This window comes from Flavobacterium circumlabens (assembly GCF_004345565.1).
Taxonomy (GTDB): domain Bacteria; phylum Bacteroidota; class Bacteroidia; order Flavobacteriales; family Flavobacteriaceae; genus Flavobacterium; species Flavobacterium circumlabens.
In genome coordinates, this window is sequence record NZ_SLWA01000002.1 from 328100 (window position 1) to 344443 (window position 16344).

Sequence of the window (16344 nt, forward strand, 5' to 3'; positions counted from 1 at the left end):
ATCATAACGTTATGTTAACGAAAAATTAAAACTTGTTAAAGTCTTTGTTTATAGATCTTTAATGAACTTTTATGATGTAGTGATGTAGCTGTGTAGTAGTGGTATTTGATGTACTACAACGTTGTAATTGTTTAATTTGGCTCTACTAACTTAAACGATTACAAACTGTATGAAAAATTTTATTTTTAGTTTTTTAGCACTCTTATTGCTGCCGGCTTATATGTCCGGACAGACAATTAAAGGAAAAGTATTAGATAGCAGCGGAATGGGAGTTCCGGGAGCTGTTATTAGTGCACCTCAATCAAGAACTTCTGCTGATGCTGATTTCGATGGTAATTTTACAATCAATGCCAAGGAAGGGGAGATGTTAAAAATCTCTATGTTGGGTTTTGAAGCTATTTCTGTACCTGCAACTTCGGCACCAATGACCATTACATTAAAAGAATCCGGTGACACTGCCTTAAAAGAAGTAGTCGTTATTGGGTACGGTACCAGAAAGAAAATTGATAATACTTCTGCAGTAAGCTCAATTAAATCGGAGGAAATTACCAAAATGAAAGTATTAAATGCTTCTCAGGCCATTCAAGGTAAGGCTGCAGGGGTTCAGGTATCTACTTCAGATGCACCTGGAAGTACACCATCCGTTGTTATTAGAGGAGCCGGTACTGCACTGGGAGGTAGAAACCCACTATATGTTGTAGATGGTATGCCTACTGAGAATATCAATAACATTAATAGCAATGACATCACCTCTTATGAAATTTTGAAAGATGCATCTTCATTGGCTATTTATGGAACAAGGGGTGCTAATGGTGTAATTATGATTACAACTAAATCCGGAAAAGGAAAACTTACTGTTGATGTTGAAAGTTTTGCAGGTTTCAGAACTCCGTTGAAAAAAGTTAAGATGGCAAATAGCGATGATTATGTTCGTTACAGTAACGCTGCTTTTATCAACGATTTTCCACAAGGCAGGTTCTCCGCTAATCAGCCTTATGACACTAATTGGCTAGACGAGATAACAAGAACAGGAACTTTTACTCAAAATAATATTGCAATTTCAGGATCTTCAGAAAATGTAAAATACTTCTTTAGTGTTGGAAATTATGAAGAAAAAGGAATTTTGAATGGATCTGATTATGGGCGTACTACTATCAGAAGCAATAACGAGTTCAAGCTTTCAGATAAAGTTAGAATAAGTCAAAATTTAAGTGTCAGTACTATAAAAAACACACCAATGCCTTTGAGTGCTTTTACTAATGCTTACAGACAATCTCCATTAGTTCCTGTACGTTATGCTAACGGAAAATATGGTGTACCATTTGTTTCAAATGGAATTGTGGATCAAACAGGATCATCATTTAATAATGTTGGTAACCCTGTAGCTCAATTGGATTATACAGATGAACAGCAACAAAGTGTTATTTTACAAGGTGGATTAAAACTGGACTATGATATTGTAAAATCATTAAAGTTTACTTCTCAATTTAATGGAGAATTTTACACCTACAAACAATATAATTATGTTGATAATAAGGCACTTTGGTCAGCAGCAGATCCTACGCGTGTAGAAGCTGATTATCCTGTAAGTTTGAATATAAATACTTTAACAAGAGGTAGAGACCAATATTTTAACTGGAATTTATCCAATTACCTTACTTATAATAAAGTTTTTGCAGAAATTCATGACGTTGAAGTTACCGCTGGTATTGAAGCTAATGTACAAGGAACCAGAGAGAAATTAACTATTGATAGAAAGAATGTAAATCCAAATTCTAACTATTGGTCATTAAAAGATATAAATGTTGCAAGTTCTGTAACTGGTTATAAAGATGAAGCTTTAAATCAAAGAAGATTAGCATCTTATTTCGCTCGTTTTCAATACAAATTGCTGGATAAATATTTGTTTACCGGTACTGTAAGACGTGACGGATCATCACAATTTGCTGAAGACAAACGTTGGGGAACATTTCCATCTGTTGGTTTAGGTTGGGTAGTATCTAAAGAAAGTTTTTTAAGTAATATAGAAACAATTAATTTATTGAAAATTAGAGGATCCTGGGGTAGATTAGGAAATCAAAATGTGCCATTAAATACTCAGGTATTTACTTCTGGAGTAGATTATCCGGATCTTGGCTCAGGTACTACAATTAATTCTCAGGTAGACCCTAATTTATCATGGGAGATTGTAGAAGAACTTTCAGGAGGTTTTGATTTTGAGTTATTGAATAATAGATTAAAGGGATCTTTTGATTTATATAATAAAAAGACAACCAATACAATTTTGAATGTTACACCATATTCGACTTCAGGAATTACATTAGCCACACCAGCACATGTTGGAGAAGTTTCTAACAAAGGTTATGAAATTTCATTACGTTGGGATGATAAAATAAATGATGATTTAAGTTATTGGGTAGGTGGAAATTTTTCTCATAATAAAAATGAATTAACAAGTCTTAAAAATGTTCAGTTAAATCCAATTATTGGAGGGAGTTTAGGAAATAGTCAAAATACCAAAATACTTGATAATACTTCGGTAGGACAGCCTTTAGGTAGTTTCTATATGTATGAATATGCTGGTGTTGATCCAACAAATGGGCAAATGTTATACTATAAAGCTAATGGGGACAAAGTTGCCCAAACAGGTTTAGATGAACTTAAAGATAAGAAATATGTTGGTTCGCTTTTACCAACTTCTACTTACGGGGTTACTTTAGGATTAAATTATAAAAATATTGATTTTTCTGTTGACGGTTACGGAACCGGAGGAGCAAAAGTATACAATGGTAAAAAAGCACAACGTTTTGGAGGTGAAAACATAGAAGCTTCGTCAACTCGTGATTTCTGGACACCAACTAATACAACAGCTTCTAATCCTGCGCCATCTAATGTAGTACCTTATGCTTCAACTTATTATCTTGAATCTGCAGATTTCTTTAGAATCAATAACATTACTTTAGGATATAAACTACCACTTAAAGAAGATCAGTTTATTAGCTTCTGTCGAATATATGTAAACGCAATTAATCCGTTTATTTCTCAAAAATTCTCAGGATTCTCACCAGATGTTACAAGTGATGGTAAATTGGTTGAGGGTACTCAAGGTGTTGAGTTAGATGCTTACCCATCATTGAGATCATTTGTTATAGGTGCTAATTTAAAATTTTAATATTATGAAAAGATTATATATATCAATATTTGTACTTTCTGGATTATTTTTTTCAGGTTGTTCAGATGAGTTTTTAGATGTAAATCCTACAGAATCAATTCCGGCTGATGTAGAGTTGGTAAATAACGATGCAGGTGCTAAAGGTTTTGTAACAGCAATTTATAATCATTTTTTAGGCTGGGAAATGTCTTCTTTTGGTTGGAATGCAGTTTCAAGTATTATTTCAGATGATGCTGATAAAGGTTCAGATCCGGGAGATGCAGGTGGTGATAAAGATATTATCGACGCTTTAACTTATAATGCTTCAACTGCATCATTTCAATCTACATGGAATGCTAATTATGCCGGAATAAACAGATGTAATCAGGCATTGGAGATTTTTCCTAAACTAGATAAAGTAACACCTGCTTTAAAAGTTAGATTAGAAGGGGAAGCTAAGTTTTTCAGGGCTTTTATGTATTTTACCTTAGTTAAGGGATACGGTGGAGTTCCTATTGTAGATCATGTGCCTGTTCCAGTTTCAGAAGAAGATAGAATAATGCAGTTAACTCGTAAATCACCTGCAGAAGTGTATGCTTTTATTGAAAAGGATTTAAATGACGCGATAATAAATTTACCTGAAAAATCAGCTTATGGGGCAGAAGACAGAACACGTGTTTCTAAAGGCTCTGCTTATGCTTTGTTAGCAAAAGTAAGTTTGTACCAAAAGAAATGGCAACAAGTAATTGACAATTGCGATAAAGTTACTGGATATTCTTTAGTATCGGATTATTCTTCTCAATTTAAAAAAGAAGGCGAATTTGGTCCGGAATCTATTTTTGAGATTGATGGAATAGGAGGAACTTCAAGTCCTGGATTTGGAATTGGTAATTATTCAGTTTCTCAGGCTCCGCGTGGAGCTGGAGGATGGGGATGGGGTTTCAACACTCCGACAGAAGGTCTTGCAAATGCTTATGAAGCAGGTGATGTCAGAAGAGCTGCTACTATCATTTTCAGAGGTTCAGTTTTATATGATGGAAGAGAAATACCTGAATCTGTAGCGAATGCAAGATATAATTACAAAGCATATTCATCAGATTTTTATAATCAGGAATTTTCAGATACAAATCTTAGATATTTAAGATATGCAGAAGTAATATTAATGAAAGCTGAGGCGCTAAATGAATTAGGTCAGACTGACGCAGCTATTCCTTTAATTAATCAGATTCGTAAAAGAGCGAATTTGGGTGTTACGCCATTTACTTCTCAGGCTGATATTAGAAAAGCAATCTACAAAGAAAGAAGATTAGAATTTGCTTTCGAACATGACAGATGGTTTGATCTTGTAAGAACTGGTCAGGCTGCAGCAGCAATGGCAGCAGATGGGAAAAACTTTATTGTTGGAAAACATGAATTATGGCCTCTTCCGACTTCATTCATAAGAGAAGCAGCCGGGCTTTCCCAACAAAACCCTGGTGGTTACTAGTTAAATTTTCAAAATCACTCCTTTCTTAATTTTGAAAGGAGTGATTTTTATTCATTGTTTTAAATTTTTTATAATGATTAGAATTTCAGTTTTAGTATTCGTTTTTAGTTTTTTTGGTTGCGGATCGAATCCTGATAAACCAAAAGAGAATGAAGCGGAAAATGTTACTGCTGTAAAATTAACAGACGACGAACTTTTAGATACCGTTCAAAAAGAAACCTTTAAATATTTCTGGGATTATGCTGAACCCAATTCAGGATTAGCGAGAGAACGTTTTCATCCCGATGGAATTTACCCGGATAATGATAAAAATATTGTTACCACAGGAGGTTCAGGTTTTGGATTGATGGCTATCGTTTCCGGAATGTCAAGAGGTTATGTTACAAAAGAAGAAGGCGTACAAAGATTAGATAAAATTGCCGATTTTCTGGCAAAAGCAGATCGTTTTCATGGCGCATGGTCCCATTGGATTGATGGAAATACCGGAAAAGTAAAACCATTTGGAATCAAAGATAATGGAGGAGACTTAGTCGAAACATCATTTTTAATTTCAGGAATGATTACCGTTCGGGAATATTTAAAAACCGGTTCTGAAAAAGAGAAAGCTGTAGCTCAGAAATATGACGCACTTTGGAAAGGTGTTGAATGGCAATGGTTTACCAATAATAAAAATGTGTTGTACTGGCATTGGTCACCAACCTACGACTGGCAGATGAATTTTCCGCTTGAAGGATATAATGAATGTCTGATTACTTATATCATGGCAGCTTCCTCGCCAACACACCCAATTGATGCAAAAGTTTATCACGAAGGCTGGGCCAGAAGTGGCGGCATTGTTTCTGCTAAAACGAAATACAATCTTCCGTTGATCTTAAAACACAACGGTGCAGAAGAATTTGGCGGTCCGCTTTTTTGGGCACACTATTCTTATGTTGGATTAGATCCAAATCAATTAAGCGATAAATATGCTAATTATTGGAATCTAAATGTAAATCAGGTCAAAATTGATTATCAGTATTGTCTTGAGAATCCTAAAAAATTCGGGTATTACGGAGCCAATTATTGGGGGCTAACGGCTTCTTACTCCAGAAATCCTGACGGATCGATCGGATATGATGCGCACATGCCGGGCAATGACAAAGGGGTAATTTCTCCAACCGCCGCAATTAGTTCAATAGTATATACACCCAAAGAATCTTTGGCTGTGATTCGAAATTTATACGAAAATCATAAGAAAGAAACATGGGGAAGTGCAGGTTTTTATGATGCAGTTGACCTGCAGAATAAATGGGCAGCGCAACGTTATCTGGCAATAGATCAGGGTCCCGAAATTGTAATGATCGAAAATTATCGTTCCGGTTTATTATGGAAATTGTTTATGAATGCTCCGGAAGTAAAACAAGGTCTTGTAAAACTTGGATTTAAATCAGGTAAATACGGATTCTAACAGGTATTACATGAAACATCTCACAACACTTTTAGTAGTCTTATTTTCAACAATTGGTTTTGCACAAACCGAGACAACCGGAAAGTTTAAAACAGTTGTAGTCACCAATTACGAGCTGGGGTATGCCTTGCACAAACCGGCCAGTACAAAAGATAAAAAGCCATTAATAGTATTTATATCCGGTGATGGAGAAAAAGGGACCGATATTGAAAAAGTCAAAATTAACGGCCCATTCAAATATTTAAAATCACACGCACTGGATGCCTATGTTCTGGCTCCGCAATGTAAAGAAGATGAAAATTGGGACATTGAATCCATTTATCAACTGATTCTAAAAGTTCAAAAAGAGAATAATATCGATTCCAGCCGAATTTATGTGACAGGTTTGAGTTCAGGAGGCTGGGCCACATGGAATTTAGCGCTCTCCCATCCCGATATGTTTGCGGCAATCGTACCAATTTCAGGATTTGTCGATTTGATTCAGCTGGAAGAGGCATGCAAAATAGCTCATATTCCAATCCGAATTTACCACGGATTATTAGATGATGTTGTAAAAACAGATTACGCTGTCACTATTTACAAGGAATTAAAAAAGTGTAATGCCAAAGATGTTAAACTGACCATTTTTGATGATGCCGGTCACGATAGCTGGACACGTGTATACGACAATCCCGATATTTATGACTGGATGTTGAAACAGGTTAAAACGAATAAGAACCAATAAACAAATCGAATAAAATCGCTTTGATTCTGAATTACAAACACAATGAAGAAAAGCGATTGCATGTTCCATTAAAAAACAAATATTATATACACATGAAAAACAAATTAGTCTTACTTTTTTTAGGATGTGCTGTTTTGGGTTACGCTCAAAAAAAGAACACTAAAAACACAGTAAAAATTAAACCAAAGTCTGAATTTGTAGCGGAGTTGATATCAAAAATGACGCTCGACGAAAAATTGGGTCAGCTAAATTTGCCAACATCCGGTGATATTACTACAGGGCAAGCCAACAGTTCTAATGTAGCCAAAAATATTGCGGAAGGTAAAGTCGGTGGATTGTTCAATATAAAATCGGTTCAAAAAATCAGGGAAGTACAAAAAATTGCCGTTGAACAAAGCCGTTTAAAAATTCCATTGCTTTTCGGTATGGATGTTATTCACGGTTACGAAACAACATTCCCGATTCCGTTAGGATTGTCTTGTACCTGGGATATGAATTTAATCGAAAGAACTGCCCAGATTGCCGCTCAGGAAGCAAGTGCCGACGGGATCAACTGGACATTCTCACCAATGGTAGACATTTCACGTGATCCGCGCTGGGGAAGAGTTTCTGAAGGTTCAGGTGAAGATCCGTACTTAGGGAGTCAGATCGCAAAGGCGATGGTAAACGGATACCAGCAAAAAGACTTATCAAAAAACAATACGATTCTGGCCTGTGTAAAACACTTCGCTTTGTACGGTGCGCCAGAAGCAGGACGTGATTACAATACAGTTGATATGAGTCATATCAGAATGTTCAATGATTATTTCCCACCCTATAAAGCTGCGGTTGACGCAGGTGTAGGTTCTGTGATGGCTTCTTTTAATGAAGTAGATGGAATTCCTGCAACCGGAAGCAAATGGTTAATGACCGATGTTTTAAGAAAACAGTGGGGTTTTAAAGGTTTCGTGGTCACTGATTTTACGGGAATTCCGGAAATGATCGAGCACGGAATGGGGAATCTTCAGGATGTATCCGCTTTAGCCTTAAATGCCGGAGTGGAAATGGATATGGTGGGCGAAGGTTTCTTAACCACTCTGAAAAAATCTTTAGAAGAGAAAAGAGTAACAATCCAGCAAATAGATCATGCTGTCAAACTGATTCTTGACGCCAAATACGATTTAGGATTATTCGAAGATCCTTATAAATATTGCGATGAAAAAAGAGCAAAAACCGAAATTTTTACGGCAGCCAGCAGAAAAGAAGCACGTCAGATTGCAGCACAATCCCTGGTTTTGCTAAAAAATCAAAATCAGGTATTACCCCTTAAAAAATCAGGGACTATTGCGCTTATCGGACCATTAGCGGATGCGAAAGAAAACATGCCGGGAACCTGGAGTGTCGCGACAAAAATGGAAAATGCAGTATCACTTTTAAGAGGAATTACAGAAGTTGCAGGTCCTTCCGCCAAAGTTTTATATGCCAAAGGAAGCAATTTAGATTACGATGAAACTTTTGAAACGAATGCAACAATGTTTGGTAAAACTTTACACCGTGATGGGCGTTCGAAAGAAGATTTATTAGCGGAAGCATTAAAAGTAGCCAATCAGTCTGATGTAATTGTAGCAGCATTGGGAGAATCTGCTGAAATGAGCGGAGAATCCAGCAGCCGTACCAATTTGGAAATTCCACAAGCCCAGAAAGATTTATTACAAGCCTTGATTAAAACAGGAAAACCGGTAGTGTTAGTTTTATTCGATGGTCGTCCGTTGATTTTAAATGAAGAAAATGCAACTGTTCCGGCTATCCTGAATGCCTGGTTTGCAGGAAGTGAAGCAGGCTACGCTATTGCCGATGTTTTGTTCGGGGACGTTAACCCATCCGGAAAACTGACAGCTACTTTTCCAAGAAGCGTAGGGCAGGTGCCGATTTATTATGCACACAAAAATACAGGGCGACCACTTTCTAACAGCGAAGGAAAATTTGAAAAATTCAGATCCAATTATATCGATGAAAGAAACGAACCGTTATTTCCATTTGGATTTGGGTTAAGTTATACCACTTTTGAATATTCAAATTTGAAAATCTCATCCGATAAAATGAACTTTAGCGGAAAAGTAAAAGTGACCGTTGACGTTGCCAATACAGGAAATTTTGACGGAAAAGAAACCATTCAGTTATATATCAGAGATTTAATCGGTTCCGTAACAAGACCCGTTAGAGAGCTGAAAGGATTCCAGAAAATAGCCTTGAAAAAAGGAGAAAAGCAAACGGTGACTTTTGAAATCACTGTTGAAGATTTAAAATTTTATAATTCTGATTTACAATTTGTAGCAGAACCGGGGCAGTTTGATGTTTTCGTGGGAACAAATTCAAATGCCGATAAGAAAGTTAGTTTTGAGTTAACTAAATAGTTGGTTTGTTAATTAGTAATTAGCCCTTCGGATTTGGTTAACCGAGGGGCTTTTTTTAAGCTAAAAATGTAAAGTATTGATAACAAAATAAGATCAAAATGAAAAGAGATAAATGGTTTCTCATACCGGTTTGGCTGTTTCTTATGGGACTGGTAAGTAATGCTTCAGCTCAGAATGTCCCCGGAAAAACAGCATGGTTTGATCCGGCGAAGCCCGCCACAACCTATTGTAACCCCATAAACATTGGATACAATTATACGACTCAGAATCATAATGGTATTCCGGAATCCAGACGTTCCAGTGCAGATCCGGTAATTATTACTTACAAAGGAGAATACTATTTGTTTGCGACCAATCAGGCGGGGTTTTTCTGGAGTAAAGACATGTCAGACTGGAAATTCGTATATGGAAGTTTTCAAAGAAATCCGGGCGATGATGATCAGTGTGCACCGGCGGCCTGGGTCGTAAATGATACTTTATTTTATGTAGGTTCGACCTGGAAAAAAGATCATCCGGTTTGGAAAACAGCGGATCCGAAATCAGGAAGATGGATCAGACATGTGAATACCGCAATGCTTCCCACCTGGGATCCTGCTATCTTTCAGGATGATAACAAAAAGGTTTATATGTATTACGGTTCAAGCGGAAAATTACCACTTGTAGGTGTTGAAGTAGATTACAACACCTGGCTTCCTAAAGGCAATCAGGCCGATTATGCCCAATTATACGCCGCTACAGAAGTAGAGGATATCCAGAAACCTTACGGACAGGCAAAAGCAGTGGTTGGATTAGATCCTGCAGCACATGGCTGGGAACGTTTCGGTCCCAACAATGATATGGAACCTGCACCCTGGGGAAATTTTATAGAAGGAGCCTGGATGACCAAACACAACGGAAAATATTACATGCAATACGGCGCTCCGGCTACCGAGTTTAAAGGCTATGCCAATGGTGTTCATGTGGGGGATAATCCTTTAGGGCCATTCGTATACCAAAAACACAATCCGATGTCGTATAAACCAGGCGGATTTGTAATTGGTGCCGGACACGGAAATACTTTTGCTGACAATTATGGTAATTACTGGAATACAGGAACCTGTAAAATTTCGATAAAAGACCGCTTCGAACGTCGTATCGATATGTTTCCGGCAGGATTTGATAAAGACGATGTGATGTATTCCATTACGGCTTATGGTGATTTTCCAATTGTATTGCCAACAGCACAAAGAGATCAGACAAAAGGCGCCTCTTCCGGCTGGATGTTATTATCGTATAAAAAACCGGTGATCGTTTCTTCTGCCGAAGAATGCAAAGAGGTTGAAACACACCGAATGGATCATGGACGCAAAAAAGTGTATGAGAAAATTTGTTACGACGCGACTAACTTAACCGATGAAAATATTCAGACGTACTGGTCAGCTACAACCGATAAACCGGGCGAGTGGCTGCAGCTGGATTTAGGAAGAAAAATGGAAATCAACGCGCTGCAAATCAATTATGCAGATCATAAAGCGACACAGTTTAATAAAGCGATGGACATTTATTATCAGTATAAAATCCTGATGTCAGATGACGCCCTAAATTGGACTCTGGTCGTCGATAAATCAAATAACGATAAAGATGTGCCACACGATTATGTTGAGTTAACAAAAGCGATTAAAGCGCGTTATATTAAAATGATAAACATTCATAATGCTTCAGGAATGTTTGCGGTGTCAGATTTCAGGGTTTTTGGAAACGGATTAGCCGAAAAACCAAAATCGGTTACTGATTTTAAAGTCAAAAGAAATACAGCCGATTCCCGTAATGCCATTATTTCGTGGAAAACGCAGACAGACGCTATTGGCTGCAATATTTATTATGGAATTACTCCCGATAAATTATATAATAGCATAATGGTGTACGGAGAGAGTTCCTATGATTTCAGAGGTTTAGACAAGGGAACAAAGTATTATTTTACAATTGAACCTTTTAATGAAAATGGAATCGGTATAAAGAATAAGATTATTGAGGTAAAATAATTTTTTTTATAATCAATTTTTTAAAACGCTGATTGCAACAAAAAAGTTCGTAATCAGCGTTTTTTTTGAGAAAAGGTTTCAGAAAAAGACGTTGGGTTGTAAAGAATTTTGTTCCTTTGTCTTGTTCGCAAAAGAAGCGGACAAGTAACCCAAAATGCTATAAAAACCATGAGAAAAACGATTCTTTTAACTGTTTTAGTTTTAAACGGATTGACATCTTTTGCGCAATCAAACGATGAAAAAAACATTAAATTATTCTACAAAAAAGCTTTAACCGAATCCAAATGTTATACCTGGCTTGAATACTTGTCTAACGATATCGGAAGTCGTTTATCAGGCTCTCCAACTGCTGAGGCAGCAGTGCAATACACAAAAACACAATTAGAAAGATTAGGACTTGATAAAGTATACCTTCAGGAAGTAATGGTGCCGCATTGGGTACGAGGCGAAAAAGAAACAGCTTATATCCTGGATGATAAAACAAAAACGGTAGTTCCGATTTGTGCCTTAGGCGGATCAGTGGCAACTGCAAAAACAGGGCTTACTGCTGAAGTAATCGAAGTACAGGGAATTAAAGAATTAGGAGCACTGGGAGCAGACAAAGTAAAAGGAAAAATTGTGTTTTTTAACAGACCGATGGATCCTGAAAATATCGAAACTTTCAAATCATACGGAGCTTGTGTTGATCAGAGATTTGCAGGAGCAAAAGAAGCTGCAAAATTAGGAGCAGTAGGAACAATTGTTCGTTCGATGAATTTACGTGTGGATGATTTTCCTCATACAGGAGCGCAAAGCTATGGTGATTTACCAAAAGAGCAATACATTCCAACGGCTGCAATTAGTACCAACGGAGCAGAATTATTGAGTGCAACATTAAAAAACAATCCGGCTTTAAAATTCTATTTTAAACAATCCTGCGAAACATTACCGGATGTTTTATCTTATAACGTAATTGGTGAACTTACAGGAAAAGAACACCCGGAAAACATTATGGTTGTCGGCGGGCATTTAGATTCCTGGGACTTAGCAGACGGTTCACATGATGATGGGGCAGGGGTAGTACAAAGTATGGAGGTAATCCGTATTCTTAAAAACTTAAACTACAAACCTAAAAATACGATTCGTGTTGTGTTGTTTATGAATGAAGAGAATGGTGGAAAAGGCGGAGCGAAATATGAAGAAGTTTCAAAGAAAAACAACGAGAACCATATTTTTGCTTTAGAAAGTGATTCAGGAGGATTTAGCCCAAGAGGATTTTCAATACAAGCGGATGATGCCAATGTTAAAAAGATACAAGGCTATAAAGACTTTTTCGAGCCTTATTTAGTGCACAGTTTTACTATTGGACATGCAGGATCGGATATTGATCATTTAACGTCTAAAGCGATTGTAAAAGCAGGTTTAAAACCGGATTCACAGCGCTATTTTGATTATCACCACGCAGCAAATGATAAATTTGATGCGATCAACAAAAGAGAATTAGAACTTGGGGCAGCAACAATGACAGCTCTGATGTACCTGATGGACCAAAACGGAATTGATGCGCCTAAGGCCAATTAAAATTTCATCAATAAAATAGAAAAGCTGCAAGTGGATAACTTGCAGCTTTTTTTTTTTGGAAGTAGTCAAAAGTGATCAGACTTTCATAACAATACAGTAATATAAAAAGGTGATCGGGATATTAGAAAGTAAAATCAGGATTTTAATTCCGATGTCTCTTCGCAGTTCCGGCATTCGTATAAAAAGGTCTGTCAGGTGCAATAGCATTATCGTATTCAGCACAATGGCCGAAAAAACAAACGGGCTTGCTATCACCAGAACATTTGAATTTTCATTCGAAAGAATGTACATGACAAACAGCAGTGTACTAATTATAAACGATCCGATTGTTAAGTCAATGGAGGCTGTTTCATCGAAAGTTTTTTTGTCAATAGTTTTCATGAGTCTAAATATTAAAAGTTTTCTGAATAGCGTGAATGGGTGTGAACAACATTTTTGAAAAGTCCAGATAATGAAACGGAAGCGCCTTTTTGCCTCTTTTGTATTGTTGCATGAAATAATTGATTTCTTTCATATAAAAGGGCGTTCCGGAGGCAATCACCAGAAATAAATACAAACTTTTTTTGCCATTCCCCAAAAGGTAATATTGCATTCCGATTTCTTCGCGTACCGAAATACCTGTATTGGTAAGGACGTGAATGATATCATGATCTTCCAGTTTTGGCTGAATATCAAAATGATTTTTAGAAAGGAAATTTCCTAATCCAAAACCTAAACTTCCTTCAGGGTAGTTTAATAAAGCAGTTTTGTCAATTTCCCACGGTTTATTTTTTTTGAAATACTTTTGGTAAGGCTGTTTGCTGTATTCGTATATTTTTTCGATAATCTGGTCTTTCATGACTTGCTTGTTTTTTAAAAGTTCTTTGAATTTCAAAGTAAATTAATAAATAAAAAGCCAATCAGGATTTCAATTGGCTTTTATGTTTTTTAATAGTTATCTATGATTGTTGTTAACAGTTTAGAATCGGCAAGATTAGATGGAGAAACAACTTCTTCTTCGAGTGGAATAGTAGTTCCATATCTTTCTTTCAGTACTTTTTTGACCCTTTCATCCTCCAGATTAAAATCTTTTAAATGTTGCAGTTTTGACAATTCAATGCCTGCACCATTTTTATAAATTTTCCAGACCAATTCAGAGCAGTAAATTCTGTCGTCAGTCCATTCGAAATAAGCGTCATATTCTTTGCCTTCAAATTGCTGGCTGTACTGTTTCATTTTTTGGAGAACTTCAGGTTTCAGTACACTGTCGTTTTTCAATCGTTTAACCACATATTTGCTGTTTTTTCCGTGTTTGATCCATTCTTCGAGCGGAGTAAGTTTAACGGGCTGAACGGCTTCAAAAACAAACCATTTTCCATTTATATCGTAAATAATTCCACAATGCGAAAACTTTGAATGAGTAGCTATACGAACTGCTTCACATTGTTTAGATTCCGAAGTTTGAAAAATTACATCACCATCTTTGTACTTGCCGGATATTGTTTTTTCCAGTTTATTTCCCGTAAATGGATTGTTCGGAAAAACCTTCAAACTAATAAACAACGCCAATCCAAAACTGATTAGGAATGTGATTACCGGAAATAGATATTTTTTAGATTTCATAAAGTATAAATTAAAGTACTTTGCGTTACAAAGTAAATAATAAAAAAATAGCTGCCAAATAAAAGGGCTGCTATTTTTTAAAATATAAAGTAAAGTGTTTTTAGAGTCTGAAAATTCCTCCGAAAGCAATAATTCTTTGGAAGAAAAGGAAATGCTGGGAAGCTTTATCTTCACTACTTGTGGTAGTTCTGATATCATTCATATCAATATAACCGCCTTTTAATTCTCCCTGAATATAGAAGTATTTGAAAAACGTAAAGTTAATGCCCGCTTTTGCAGATAAACCATAACCGGAAACATGAAAATCATCATGACGTTCTTTTCCTAAAAGTGTCGTATTGGTTTTAGGATATAAAACTCCGGCACCTAAACCTTCCGTTAGATTAATCTGTACTTTATCTGTATTAGTGATGCCAAACAATTTTGAAATATCATCATGTCTGGACACCTCCGTATTGACATAATTCAGACCATCTGTATGCTCGTACATTAAAAAAGCAGGAGGATTTCCCTGAGGAACATCAGAACCACCTTCCTGAGCGCCATTTAGAGACATATCTACAGGTCTGTTATTATAATCTCCGTTATAATAAGATCCGGCCTGATCGGCAGGTAAATTAATAGACCCCGTAACATTCGCAGTTTGATTCTGAGTCATTACATATTTCATGTGGTCCCAGCCAATCGAAACACTGTAATGATCACTAATGAAATATCCCATTCTGAAGTTAGTTTGCGGAATTGTCATGTTAGCAGGATTTACATAATCAATATGCCACCCTTTTGGTTTATCATGCGCCTTCATATCTGCAACCGTAAAATTATAATCTTTACCTCTAAAGTTCACATCAGATTTGGTGTAGCTATCTCTGTTTCCTCCCCATGAAACGAAGAATTTTCCTTTATTGTGAGCGGTGTATCTTTCTACTGCTATTTCTTCCTGAGCAAAAGTGTTTAATGAAACACAAATCAGAAAGAAAAATAAAATTTTTGTTTTCAATGAAATAGTATTAAAAATTAGAATGAATTAACTGTTTTTCTAATGGCAACCAGCTTCGTCATTAAACCTTCAAAATAGTCTAAATGCAGCATGTTGGCACCATCACTTTTTGCATTAGCAGGATCAAAATGAGTTTCGATAAAAATACCGTCAACTCCCACTGCGATACCGGCTTTGGCTACAGTTTCGATCATATCCGGTCTTCCGCCCGTAACACCAGCGGTCTGGTTTGGCTGTTGCAAAGAGTGTGTAACATCCAGAACCGTAGTCGCATATTGTTGCATAGTCGGGATTCCTCTGTAGTCCACAATCATATCCTGGTAACCAAACATGGTTCCACGATCTGTAAGCATTACATTTTCATTGTGGCAGTCTAATACTTTCTGAACCGCATGTTTCATGCTTTCCGGACTCATAAACTGTCCTTTTTTCAGGTTTACTACTTTTCCTGTATTGGCAGCTGCAACTACTAAATCTGTCTGGCGTACCAGGAAAGCAGGAATTTGTAAAACATCTACATATTGTGCCGCCATTTCAGCATCTTCATTGGTATGAATATCTGTTACGGTAGGAATATGAAAAGTCTCTGAAACTTTTCTTAAAATTTTTAATGCTTTTTCATCACCAATTCCGGAAAAACTATCAATTCGGGAACGGTTTGCTTTTTTAAAGGATCCTTTGAAAACATAAGGAATCTCAAGTTTGTCGGTAATACCAACTAATTTTTCAGCAATTCTAAGCGCCATTTCTTCTCCTTCAATGGCACAAGGCCCGGCAAGTAAAAAGAAATTTCCGCTATCAGTATGCTTAATTTGTGGAATATGTTGTATGTTCATAGTATGATTTTTTTGACTGTGCAAAGGTAGTTATGATTTATGAATCGAAGATGAAGATTTAAGTTTTTTTTATGAGTCCGATACGTATCGGAACACTGATTTACTCCGGTGTTTTTCACTTGAA

12 protein-coding genes are annotated in these 16344 nt (G+C 36.6%); 7 read left to right on the forward strand and 5 right to left on the reverse strand.

Going from position 1 to position 16344, the window contains the following annotated elements; genetic code table 11:
* The first annotated feature begins 169 nt into the window (after positions 1-169).
* The 7 genes from EV142_RS05975 (at position 170) to EV142_RS06005 (ending at position 12782) form a co-directional block, all read left to right on the forward strand.
* Entirely contained in the window at positions 170-3172 is a 3003-nt protein-coding gene (locus tag EV142_RS05975; protein ID WP_132033499.1) for a SusC/RagA family TonB-linked outer membrane protein, read from the forward strand.
* A gap of 4 nt (positions 3173-3176) precedes the next feature.
* Positions 3177-4637 carry a RagB/SusD family nutrient uptake outer membrane protein gene (locus EV142_RS05980; RefSeq protein WP_132033501.1) on the forward strand — a complete coding sequence of 487 codons (1461 nt, stop codon included), beginning with the start codon at positions 3177-3179 and terminating at the stop codon, positions 4635-4637.
* 73 nt (positions 4638-4710) lie between these two features.
* Positions 4711-6084 carry a glucoamylase family protein gene (locus tag EV142_RS05985; RefSeq protein ID WP_132033503.1) on the forward strand — a complete coding sequence of 458 codons (1374 nt, stop codon included), beginning with the start codon at positions 4711-4713 and terminating at the stop codon, positions 6082-6084.
* A gap of 10 nt (positions 6085-6094) precedes the next feature.
* Positions 6095-6808 carry a carboxylesterase family protein gene (locus EV142_RS05990; protein ID WP_132033505.1) on the forward strand — a complete coding sequence of 238 codons (714 nt, stop codon included), beginning with the start codon at positions 6095-6097 and terminating at the stop codon, positions 6806-6808.
* Between the two features lie 92 nt (positions 6809-6900).
* Positions 6901-9201, forward strand: a complete 2301-nt coding sequence (gene bglX, locus EV142_RS05995; RefSeq protein WP_132033507.1) for a beta-glucosidase BglX — start codon at positions 6901-6903, stop codon at positions 9199-9201.
* A 98-nt stretch (positions 9202-9299) separates the two neighbouring features.
* Positions 9300-11222: a discoidin domain-containing protein gene (locus EV142_RS06000; RefSeq protein WP_132033509.1), complete on the forward strand. Its 1923-nt coding sequence runs from the start codon at positions 9300-9302 to the stop codon at positions 11220-11222.
* 168 nt (positions 11223-11390) lie between these two features.
* On the forward strand, positions 11391-12782 hold the full coding sequence (locus EV142_RS06005) for a M20/M25/M40 family metallo-hydrolase (protein WP_132033511.1): 1392 nt from the start codon (positions 11391-11393) through the stop codon (positions 12780-12782).
* A 75-nt stretch (positions 12783-12857) separates the two neighbouring features.
* Here the strand turns inward: EV142_RS06005 and EV142_RS06010 are convergent, their stop codons facing one another.
* The 5 genes from EV142_RS06010 to kdsA form a co-directional block, all read right to left on the reverse strand.
* Positions 12858-13163 (reverse strand): hypothetical protein, encoded by a 306-nt coding sequence (locus EV142_RS06010; protein ID WP_132033513.1) that lies wholly within the window; start codon positions 13161-13163, stop codon positions 12858-12860.
* Between the two features lie 4 nt (positions 13164-13167).
* Entirely contained in the window at positions 13168-13620 is a 453-nt protein-coding gene (locus EV142_RS06015) for a hypothetical protein (RefSeq protein WP_132033515.1), read from the reverse strand.
* A gap of 89 nt (positions 13621-13709) precedes the next feature.
* The gene (locus EV142_RS06020; protein ID WP_132033517.1) at positions 13710-14384 is read right to left on the reverse strand and encodes a YiiX family permuted papain-like enzyme; all 675 of its coding nucleotides are present in this window, start codon (positions 14382-14384) and stop codon (positions 13710-13712) included.
* Positions 14385-14484: 100 nt separating this feature from the next.
* Positions 14485-15384: a hypothetical protein gene (locus EV142_RS06025; protein WP_132033519.1), complete on the reverse strand. Its 900-nt coding sequence runs from the start codon at positions 15382-15384 to the stop codon at positions 14485-14487.
* A 17-nt stretch (positions 15385-15401) separates the two neighbouring features.
* Entirely contained in the window at positions 15402-16220 is an 819-nt protein-coding gene (gene kdsA / locus EV142_RS06030; protein ID WP_132033521.1) for a 3-deoxy-8-phosphooctulonate synthase, read from the reverse strand.
* Positions 16221-16344 lie beyond the last annotated feature (124 nt).

What these genes read in the sequence shown, in the direction of transcription:
- EV142_RS05975 (WP_132033499.1), top strand. Translation starts at nt 170, where the DNA reads ATGAAAAATTTTATTTTTAGTTTTTTAGCACTCTTATTGCTGCCGGCT.
- EV142_RS05980 (WP_132033501.1), top strand. Translation starts at nt 3,177, where the DNA reads ATGAAAAGATTATATATATCAATATTTGTACTTTCTGGATTATTTTTT.
- EV142_RS05985 (WP_132033503.1), top strand. Translation starts at nt 4,711, where the DNA reads ATGATTAGAATTTCAGTTTTAGTATTCGTTTTTAGTTTTTTTGGTTGC.
- EV142_RS05990 (WP_132033505.1), top strand. Translation starts at nt 6,095, where the DNA reads ATGAAACATCTCACAACACTTTTAGTAGTCTTATTTTCAACAATTGGT.
- bglX (WP_132033507.1), top strand. Translation starts at nt 6,901, where the DNA reads ATGAAAAACAAATTAGTCTTACTTTTTTTAGGATGTGCTGTTTTGGGT.
- EV142_RS06000 (WP_132033509.1), top strand. Translation starts at nt 9,300, where the DNA reads ATGAAAAGAGATAAATGGTTTCTCATACCGGTTTGGCTGTTTCTTATG.
- EV142_RS06005 (WP_132033511.1), top strand. Translation starts at nt 11,391, where the DNA reads ATGAGAAAAACGATTCTTTTAACTGTTTTAGTTTTAAACGGATTGACA.
- EV142_RS06010 (WP_132033513.1), bottom strand. Translation starts at nt 13,163, where the DNA reads ATGAAAACTATTGACAAAAAAACTTTCGATGAAACAGCCTCCATTGAC.
- EV142_RS06015 (WP_132033515.1), bottom strand. Translation starts at nt 13,620, where the DNA reads ATGAAAGACCAGATTATCGAAAAAATATACGAATACAGCAAACAGCCT.
- EV142_RS06020 (WP_132033517.1), bottom strand. Translation starts at nt 14,384, where the DNA reads ATGAAATCTAAAAAATATCTATTTCCGGTAATCACATTCCTAATCAGT.
- kdsA (WP_132033521.1), bottom strand. Translation starts at nt 16,220, where the DNA reads ATGAACATACAACATATTCCACAAATTAAGCATACTGATAGCGGAAAT.